Annotated in this window: 1 protein-coding gene; it reads left to right on the top strand. The window is 66.5% G+C overall.

Annotation, left to right across the window (positions count from 1 at the left end; translation table 11 throughout):
- Window positions 1-30 precede the first annotated feature (30 nt).
- Window positions 31-10,548 carry a non-ribosomal peptide synthetase gene (locus ABQ137_RS18350; protein WP_349783323.1) on the top strand — a complete coding sequence of 3,506 codons (10,518 nt, stop codon included), beginning with the start codon at window positions 31-33 and terminating at the stop codon, window positions 10,546-10,548.
- Window positions 10,549-10,644: the final 96 nt, after the last annotated feature.

The raw sequence follows: 10,644 nt of genomic DNA, 5'->3' as shown, positions 1-10,644 counted from the left end.
GGCGAGGGCTGGGAGGAGGCGCTTCGCGCGGTGGCCACGTCGCGCTTGCCGACGTACATGCAGCCGTCGGTCTACGTACCCCTGGAGAGCCTGCCGCTGACAGCCAACGGCAAGCTCGACCGCAAACGCCTGCCGGCGCCGGAACGCTCCCGGGACGACTCGGCAGCGCCGGAGACCCCCATAGAACGAGAGCTGGCGGCGATCTGGGAGCGTGTCCTCGGACTCGCACCGATCGGTCGCGGCGCCCATTTCTTCGAGCTGGGCGGTCATTCGCTAATGGCGATGCGCGTGGTCGGCGAAGCCAGCAAGCTGCTGCGACGGCGGGTGCCTGTGCGCATGTTGTTCGAACACCCGACCCTGCAGGCCCTCGCGGCGGCGCTGGAGGCGATTCCGGAGACAGCCGCCGAGACGATCCCCGGGGCCGACCGCTCGCAGCCGCTGCCGCTGTCCTACGCACAGCAGCGGTTGTGGTTCATCGATCGTCTGGAAGGCGACAGCGCCCAGTACAACATGCCGATGCAGCTGCGCTTGCGTGGTGCGCTCGATCCGGTCGCGCTGCAGACGGCGCTGGACAGCGTGGTCGAGCGCCACGAAATACTGCGCACGACCTACCATGCCGTCGACGATGGCGCCGTACAGGTCGTACACGCTGCACGTCCGCTGCGCATCGAGCGTGTCGATCTGACGGCGCTAGCCGCCGCGGAGCGCGAACGCGAGCTGGCCTCGCTGGCACGTGGGCAGGCGCGGCGCGGCTTCGACCTGGAGCGCGATCCTTCGTTGCGCTGCACGTTGGTCCGCCTGGGCAGCGAGGACCACGCCTTGTTGCTGACCCTGCACCACATCGCTTCCGACGGCTGGTCCAACGAGGTGCTGGTACGCGAATGCCTCGCCAGCTACACCGCACATCGGCGTGGCGAACCGGCTGCGCTGCCACCGTTGCCGATTCAGTACGCCGACTATGCCGCGTGGCAACGCCTCGAACTGGCGCAGCAGGCCCAAGCCGGTGGACTGGCGTACTGGACCAAGCAGTTGGCCGGGCTGCCGGTCCTGCACGGCCTGCCGCTGGACCGGCCACGCCCGGCGCGCCAATCCTTTGCCGGTCGCGCCTTGTTCGAGGTCTTGGACGCGCCGTGGACCGCGGCCCTGCGCGCGTTTTGCAGGCAGCACGATGCCACCTTGTTCGCACTGCTGCACAGTGTTTTTACCGTGCTATTGCGCCGGATCGGTCGCGAGAGCGACATCGTTGTTGGCATGCCGATGGCCGGGCGTGAACGCCACGAACTCGAGGGACTGGTCGGACTGTTCATCAACACCGTGGTCCTGCGTTCGGATCTGTCTGGCGATCCGGAATTCATCGAACTGCTACGCCGCAACCGGCAGGTGCTGCTCGATGCACACAGCCACCAGAATATTCCCTTCGACATGCTTGTCGACGAGCTCAGACCCGAGCGCAGCCTGAGCCATCAGCCGTTGGTGCAAATTCTGATCAACGGTTTCGAGGCCAGCGCGCCGTCACCGGAGTCGCCGGAAGATCTGGAAGTGTCGCCGTTGCAAGGCGATGATGCAGAAGACCTGTCCAAGGCCGATCTGACCCTGTACACGCGTGTGGTCGGAGAGCGCCTGGTCCTGAAATGGTCGTACCGCACCTCGCTGTTCGAAGAGGCGACCATCGCCCGTTTCAACCGCGCCTTCCTAAGCCTGCTGGAGGCGGCAGTCGTCGATCCGTCGGAGAGGATTTCCGACCTGCCGCTGCAGTCAAATCCGGCGCCCGCAACACCGCCGGAGGCGTCGAGCGCGGAGCCGGAACGGACATTCGATGGCGCTGCTCATGCGCAGATCCGTGTGCTGGCGATGCAGGCGCCGGACGCGCTTGCCTTGATCGACGAGCACGCGCGAATCTCGCGCGGCGAGCTCGAACAGCGGGTCGAGGCGCTGGCGCAGGAACTCGATGCGCACGACCTGGGCCGCGGCGATGCACTTGCGATATTCGCGCCGCGCGGAATCGACTATGCCGTTGCGGTACTGGCGACATTGCGGATCGGTGCTGTCTACGTGCCGTTAGCGGTGGAGCTGCCCGATGAACGCCTCGGTTATATGCTTGGGGAGGCGCGGGTCCGCGCCCTGCTGGTGCGGAGCGATCTGCGCACGCGCCTCGCCGTCGCCATGCCGATCGTAATCGTCGATTCTCCGCGGGACGCCCGACCGGCGCGTCCGTGGCCGACGATGGCCGCCGACGATGCATCGCACATTCTGTTCACTTCAGGCTCGACCGGACAGCCCAAGGCGGTGCTCGGTACCCACGGCGCGCTGGCCAACCGGATCGGCTGGATGCACCGGCGCTTCCCTGTTGCCGACGATGAGATTGCCTGCCTGATCACCAGTACTGCCTTCGTGCGCGCGGTGTGGGAATTGTTCGTGCCCCTGGCCGCCGGGATGCCGGTACTGGTAGTGCCGGCCGATACCGTCATCGATCTGGAGGCCTTCGCCGATCTGCTTGCGGCGCAGGGCGTCTCCCGGATCGTGACAGCGCCATCGCTAGCGCGCGCGCTAACCGAGTTGGGGGGCGCCTCCGCACGGCTGAAGGGACTGCGCTACTGGTTCGTCAGCGGCGAACCGTTGAAATCCGACGTTGCCGCACGCCTGCGCCAAACCTTGCCCGATACAGTGCTGTGCAATCTGTACGGCTCGACCGAGACGATGTCCGACGTCAGCTTCCAGGTTGTCGACGGTATTCCAGAACGCGCGTTCGTGCCGATCGGCAGGCCGATTGACGCAACCTCGATCCGAATCCTCGACGAGCGCCTGCGCGAAGTGCCGCACGGCCTGCCGGGTGAGATCTGCGTAGCCGGCGCCAACCTCGCCGCCGCCTACCTCGGCCAGGCGGAAATGACCGCAGCTCGGTTCGTCGACGTCGACATCGCTCCCGGCCGCACGCTGCGTCATTATCGTACTGGCGACCTGGGCCGCGTTCTGGACGACGGCAGCATCGAATGCCTGGGCCGCACCGATTACCAGGTCAAGCTGCGTGGCTTCCGCATCGAACTGGGCGAAATCGAGGCACGCCTGCTGCGCGCGGACGGTGTCAGGGAGGTCGTGGTGAGCGTGGTGGGGGAGGGCGACGGTGCGCGTCTTCTGGCCCATGTCGTTGCGGAATCGCCGCCAACCGATCCGCTGACGTGGAGCGAGGCCCTACGCGCAAGCCTGCGTGGCTGGCTGCCGGATTACATGCAGCCCTCCGAATTCGTACTGCTGCAACGCATGCCCCTGACCGCCAACGGTAAGATCGACCGTCGCGCACTGCCGCCGCCGCAGGCATCGGCGAGCGAGGTCCCGTTGGCCGGCGCCACAGAACAGGCTATCGCAGCATTGTGGGACGAACTGCTTGCAAGCGGCCCCATCGATGCCCGAGCGAACTTCTTCCACTTGGGTGGCCATTCGTTGCTGGCCACGCGCATGGCCGGACTCATCGCTGCACGCCTGCGACGGCGGGTGCCGGTGCGTGCGGTGTTCGAGCATCCGACCGTGCGCGAACTGGCAGCCTACGTCGACCACAAAGCCGCAGCGGCGCTGCCGCCTGTGTGCCCGGTCGTTGATCAAAGCGAGTATCCGCTGTCGTTCTCGCAGCAGCGGCTATGGTTCCTCGATCGCCTGGAAGGCGGCAGCGCGCACTACAACCTGCCTATTGCAGTGCGGCTTCGTGGCGAGCTGGACGCAACGGCACTGCAACGCGCATTGGATGCGCTGATCGAGCGCCATCACGTGCTGCGCACCAGTTTTGCCGGCAATGCCGAGCAGGCGTATCAGATCGTGCGTGCGCCGATGCCAGCGCCGTTGCGCCGGGTCGACCTGCGTCAACTCGATGGCGACATCCGCCAAGCACGGTTGCAGGAAGCAATACGCGAGGCGGCGACCGCGCCGTTCGATCTGTCCGCGGCGCCAATGCTGCGTGCGCTGTGGGCGCATCTGGACCAGGACGATCACGTGCTCGTGGTCAATACCCACCACATCGCCTCCGATGGTTGGTCGAAGGGCATCTTGCTGCGTGAGTTCGTGACCCTGTACGAAGCGTTTCGCGTAGGCGACGACAACACGCTGCCGCCCTTGCCGGTCCAATACGGCGACTTCGCCCGATGGCAGCGTGAGACCTTCGATCAGGAGACGCTTGCCCGCGAGCTGGCGTATTGGCGCGGTCAGCTCGATGGCCTGCCGCCGGTGCACGGGCTGCCGCTGGATCGTCCGCGCCCGGCGCAACGCGCATTCGCCGCTGGCCGCCTGCAGCGACAACTGAACCGCGACCGCGTCGAGCGGTTGCAGCGGATCGCGCGCGACGGCGATGCCACGCTATTCATGGCTCTGCAAGCCGCATTCGCATTGTTGCTGGGTCGCTGGAGCGACACCGAAGACATCGTCATTGGCACACCGATTGCCGGCCGTCTGCAGGCCGAAGTCGAGCCGTTGATCGGCTTTTTCGTCAACACGCTGGTGCTGCGGAGCAATCTGTCGGGCGAACCGAGCTTCAGCGAACTGCTGCAGCGCAATCGCGAAATGGTACTCGACGCGTTCGCGCATCAGGCGACGCCATTCGAGGCGCTGGTGGAAGCGTTGGCACCGGAACGCGCGACCAGTCATGGTCCGCTCTTCCAGATCGCCTTCGCGCTGCAGAACCACGAACGCGCCGCACTGAACCTGCATAACTTGGAGATCGAACCGTGGGAACTTGGCGCGGCCGGCATTGACGGCGAACTGGCGCTGGTGGCCGCCGAAACCGGCGATGGTCTAAACCTCACCTGGAGCTGGGCCGAAAGTGTGTTCGAGCGCGCTACCGTCGAGCGCCTGGCCGATGGCCTGGAAGTCCTGCTGGATGCGATCGTCGCCAACCCAACGCAGCCGGTGCATCGTCTGCCGGTATGTGGCACCGCCGAGCTGGCGCGGCTACGCGAGCTGGAGTGCGGTCCCGTGTCGGCGCGCCCCAATCTGCAGGCGCAGACGCTGTTCGAAGCGGCTGCGCGACGGACACCCAACGCGACCGCGGTAGTCGATGCAGTCTGCTCGCTGAGCTATGCGGAGCTGGACCGCTGGGCTGAGGCCGCGGCCCTGCACCTGCGTGCGGCGGGAATCGGGCCCGGTCAGGTGGTCGCCTTGAGCACGCCGCGCGATGCAACGATGCCGGTGGGCGTCCTGGCCATCCTCAAGACCGGCGCAGCCTATCTGCCGATCGACCCGACTCAGGCGCCCGAACGCGCCGCAGCGATGCTCGAAGACGCCGGCGTCGTGCATTTGGTCGGTGCGGGGGCGCCGCCGCCATGGCACAGCATGTGCCGTTGTTGGGACCTGCGCGCCTTGCGCGCCGCCGCGTCCCCGGTGTCGTTGCCGGAGCCAGTCGACGACCGCGAAGGCGACGAGCGTCTGGCATATGTTGTCTACACCTCCGGCTCGACTGGCCGACCCAAGGGCGTGCAGCTCACGCATGCCGGCATGGTCAACCTGGCGCTGGCGCAGGCCGAGTTGTACGGCGCTGGTCCCGGGTCGAGGGTGCTCGCGTTTGCATCCATCGGCTTCGATGGCGCGGTGTGGGAGTGGATGATGGCGCTGACCTCTGGTGCCGAGCTGCACATCTGCGATGAAGAGCACCGGCACGCGCCAGCGCTGCTGGCCGACCTGCTGGTCCGTAACCGGATCACCCATGCCGCCATCCCGCCAGCACTGCTGGCCCAGCTCGATCCGGCTCTGGAACACGTGCCCGAGGTGCTGGTAGTCGCCGGCGAGGCCTGCGACGAACGCCTGGCCTGGCGCTGGGCGCAGCGCTGCCGCGTGGTCAACTCTTACGGCCCGAGCGAGGCAACCGTCGCCGCCACCGGGACCGACGTCGCGGTCGGCGAACGTCTTACGCTCGGACGACCGCTGCCGAATGTCTTGGTGCAGGTCCTGGATCGGCATGGCCAGCGCGTGCCGATGGGCGTGCCGGGCGAGCTCTGCATTGGCGGCAAGGGTCTTGCACGCGGCTATCTGGGCCAGCCTGAACTGACCTTGCAACGCTTCGTGCAGAGCGGCGGCGGTCGGGTGTATCGCAGTGGCGACCGCGCAATGTGGCATGCCGATGGCAGCCTGCTGTTCCTGGGTCGCGATGACCATCAGGTCAAGCTGCGCGGCTTCCGGATCGAGCTGGGGGAGGTGGAGGCCGCGCTACGCGCCTGCGACGGCGTGGCCGACGCGGTGGCCGCGGTGGTCGGTGCCGACGAATCGCGGCAGTTGGCGGCCTGGGTCGTGCCGACGACCGATGCGGCGGGAGAGGGCGATGCGGTCGGGCCTTGGCGTGAACAATTGCGCCGCCGCCTTCCGGCCTACATGGTGCCGTCGGCATGGGCAACGTTGGCGGCCTTGCCGCTGACCCGCCATGGCAAGGTCGATCGCCGCGCATTGCCGGAACCGGCCATTCAAGACGCAACCGCGCATGTCGAACCCGCCACGCCCGCCGAGCATGCGCTGGCTGACATCTGGCGCGAATTGCTTGGAATCGAACGGGTCGGCGTGGAAAGCAATTTTTTCGACCTCGGTGGCCATTCGCTGTTGGCGACCCGAATGGCAGCCCAGGTTGCCGCCGTGCTGGGCCTGGAATTGCCGATCCGCGCAGTGTTCGAGGACGGCACTATCCGGGCGCTGGCGAAGCGGCTGGAACAGGCCGCCACAGCCGGCGATGGGCGGATCGAACCGGTCGGCCGTGAGCGCCCCTTGCCGCTGTCGTTTGCACAACGGCGGCTGTGGTTCGTTGATCGCCTCGGCGGCGACAGTCGCCAATTCAATGTCCCGACCGCCGTCCGCCTGCAGGGCGTGCTCGACGCCGAGGCAATGGCGCACGCAGTACGCAGTCTGGTCGAACGCCATGAGGTCCTGCGCACCGTCTACGCCGAGCACGATGGTGAGCCGGTGCAGCAACCGTTGCCGGTGCCTCCACATGTGCTGGAGCGGATCGACCTGCGCGGACTGGACGAGGCGGCGCGTGGCGAACGGGTAGGCGCGCTACTGCGCGAACAAGCCACCCGTCCGTTCGATCTGGGACGCGACCTCATGCTGCGTGCACTGCTATGCCGCGAAGCCGACGACCGCCACGTGCTGTCGCTTACCTTGCATCACATCGCCTGCGACGGCTGGTCGGTCGGCGTGCTGGTGCGCGAATTGGCCGAGATCTACACGGCTGCGCTAGAACGCAGACCGTCGATGCTGCCAACGCCTGTTCTGCAATACGCCGATTTCGCGGCGTGGCAGCGACGCATCCTCGACGGCACGCGCCTTGACCGACAGTGGGACTACTGGAAGCGCCAGCTGGCCGAATTGCCCGCTGTGCACGGCCTGCCGCTGGATCTACCGCGTCCTGCACAACCCGAGTTCGCCGGAACCCGCCTACGTACCCGCGTGGACGCCGATTGCCTGGCGCGCCTGCACGCGCTTGCGCGCCGCCACAACGCCAGCCTGTTCATGGTGATCCAGGCCGCCTTCTGCACTCTGCTGAGCCGCTACAGCGGCGAGGACGACATCGTGATCGGCTCGCCGGTCGCCGGTCGCACTCATGCCGACACCGAGGCGCTGGTGGGCTTCTTCATCAACACGTTGGTACTGCGCAACGATCTGTCGGGCGACCCGGATTTCCATACGCTGCTGGCGCGCACCCGTGAAACCACGCTGGCGGCATTTGCACACCAGGATCTGCCGTTCGAGACCCTGGTGGACCGTCTCAATCCGGCACGTAGTCTCGGCCATTCGCCCCTGTTCCAGATCAGCCTGACCCTGCACAACCTGGCCTCGCCGCAGTTCGCGATGCCGGGTCTGAACGTGTCCGATGCGCGCGCAAGCGAGGACGTTGCCCGTTACGACATTGAATTGCACGCGAGCGAAAGCGACCGCGGCATCGAGTTCAGCTGGCTCTTCGCCAGTAGCCTGTTTACGCCGGAAACGATGCAACGGCTGGCGGACAGTTTGTGCGTGTTGCTCGATGCGCTGTCACGCAACCCAGATGCCACGGTGGCTTCGCTGCCGTTGCTGGACGGTCCGGGGATGGAGGCTCTGCAGGCATTGACCCGACCATCGCGGCGCGAATATCCGCATAGCACGGCGCATGCATTGTTCGAGCAACACGTGCGTCGTGATCCGGATGCCGTCGCCGTACTTGGTGCCGAGGAGTCACTGAGCTACGGCGAGCTCAATCGTCGCGCCAACCAAGTCGCGCACTACCTGCTGGAGCAGGGCGTGCAACCGGAGGCGGTGATCGGCCTGTGCCTGGATCGCGGCCCCCATCTGCTGGTGGGCATCCTCGGCATCCTCAAGGCCGGCGCCGCCTACCTGCCGCTGGATCCCGCGTATCCGGAAGAGCGGATCGAGGCAATGCTTGAGGATACCGCCGCCGAATTCGTGGTCACGCGCATGGACCTGGTCGAAGCGCTGCCGTGCCTGGGCGAGCGCTGCCTGCTGCCGCTGGATGAGCCTTTACGAGACGCGCTGCTGGGCGGACGATCTACGCAGAACCCGGAACGCGAGCTCGCTGCCGATGCATTGGCCTATGTCGTGTTCACCTCCGGCTCCACCGGTACCCCCAAAGGCGTGTTGGTCGAACATCGCGGCATGGTCAACCTGGCCCATGCGCAGAACGAGCTTTACGCTCTTGCCCCCCACAGCCGGGTACTGGCGTTTGCCTCCATCTCGTTCGATGCCGCCGCGTGGGAATGGCTGATGGCGTTGGCACACGGCGCCTCGCTGTATGTCTGCGATGAGGATGAGCGGCTCTCGGTACGCGCATTGCAGCGCCTGCTTGCGGACGGCGGCATCACGCATGCGACCCTGCCGCCCGCGCTGCTCGCGCAGATGTCGCCGGCCGCGCACGCGGATCTACGTTGTCTGATCGTCGCTGGCGAGGCGTGTGATCCGCACGACGCCTGGGCCTGGTCGCAGTATGTGCCGCTGCATAACGCCTATGGCCCCTCGGAGACCACGGTTTGCGCGACCTCGGCGCAGGTGCGCCCAGGCGAACGGATCACAATCGGTCGGCCGCTGCCTAACGTCGCGTGCGCAGTGGTCGACGCGCACGGGCGCCGCCAGCCGATCGGCGTTGCCGGCGAGCTCTGGGTGGGAGGCGCCGGACTGGCACGCGGTTATCTGGGGCGTGAGGACCTGACCACAGAGCGTTTTGTCAACGACCCGGATGCGCTGCATACGCGCATGTACCGAACCGGTGACCTGGTGCGGCTGCTGGCGACGGGCGAGTTGGAGTTCCTTGGCCGAATCGACAGCCAGATCAAGATCCGCGGCTTCCGCATCGAGCCGGGGGAAATCGAAGCCCGTTTGCGCCAGGCCGATGGCGTCCGAGCTGCTGTCGTCACCGCGTGTGGCGACGGAGTAACACGGCGATTGGTCGCCTATGTCGTCCGCGATGGCGAGGAGAGCGCCGATATGAGGCTTGTGTTGGGCCTGAAGGCGATGCTGCGCCAACAGTTGCCTGAGTACATGGTGCCGGCAGCGATCGTGCCGGTGGACAGCATTCCGTTAACTAGCAACCGCAAGATCGACCTGCGCGCACTGCCGGCACCGAACTTCGCCCTGGCAGCCGATGTTGAACCGCCGGCCGACCAGGACGAGGCCACGCTGGTGGCACTATGGGCGGCCTTGCTGGGCGAAACGGTACCGGTCGGCGCCACGTCGAATTTCTTCGAGCTTGGCGGCCACTCGCTGCTGGCGATCCGCCTGATTGCGATGCTGGAAGCGCGTTTCGGTCATACGCTGTCGGTACGCGATGTGTTCCAGCATCCCACGCCACGCGAGCTGGCCGAGCGCTTGCGCGAGGACCATCCCACCCAAAGCGAGCAGGGGACTGCATGGGTGTCGTTCGGCGGCGATGGCGGCCGCCCGCTGTTTATGTTGCCGGCCGCTGGCCTGGGGGCGGCGTCTTACCTGGCACTGGCACGCGCGCTCGGTCAACAGGTCCAGATGCAGGTGTTCGAACCGCGCGGACTGGATGGTGCGCACCGGCCGCACGAGGATTTGATCTCGATGCTGGAGGTCTGCCTGCCGGCGCTACGCGCACAAGCAGCCATTGGCGGTGCTCCCATCGTCTTGGTCGGCCATTCGTTCGGCGCGGCGCTGGCGTTCGAACTGGCATGCACGCTGGAACGCGAGGGCATCGAGGTGCAGCTGATACTCCTCGACAGCGTGCTGGAATTGCGTCGAGAGTGGCTGCAGGAGCAGCAGGGGGCAGTGCCGGAGCTTGCGCACGCGGTGGTTGTGCAACTCGCGCAGGTTTATCAGGCCCAGCGACAGATCATGCTGGACTATCGTCCAAGCACCCGATTTGGCGGCGTGGCTTGGCACCTTCGTGCCGAGCGGGGGCGTGCGATCGCGTTGCCGCGTGACGAGCTGGCGCGGCAGGATTGCAGCCATTTCCTTCGTCCGCCACGACACGCCGTGGTGCCCGGTGAACATCTGAGCATGCTGCAGGAGGCCCACGTCGACGCCCTGGCCGCTGCACTGCTCGATGCGCTGCAGCCGCAGCCGGCGCCTGCATGAGCACGTGCTCACGTCTATCCGCGCTTTGGCTGTCTGCAATGACGTCGTCGACAATTCCGGCTGGCGTATCGCACTGGACTGGATACTTGGAACTGG

The sequence above is a fragment of the Xanthomonas sp. WHRI 8393 genome (genome assembly GCF_040203315.1).
Lineage (GTDB): Bacteria > Pseudomonadota > Gammaproteobacteria > Xanthomonadales > Xanthomonadaceae > Xanthomonas > Xanthomonas arboricola.
This window is presented reverse-complemented; position numbering and strand designations above follow the sequence as displayed.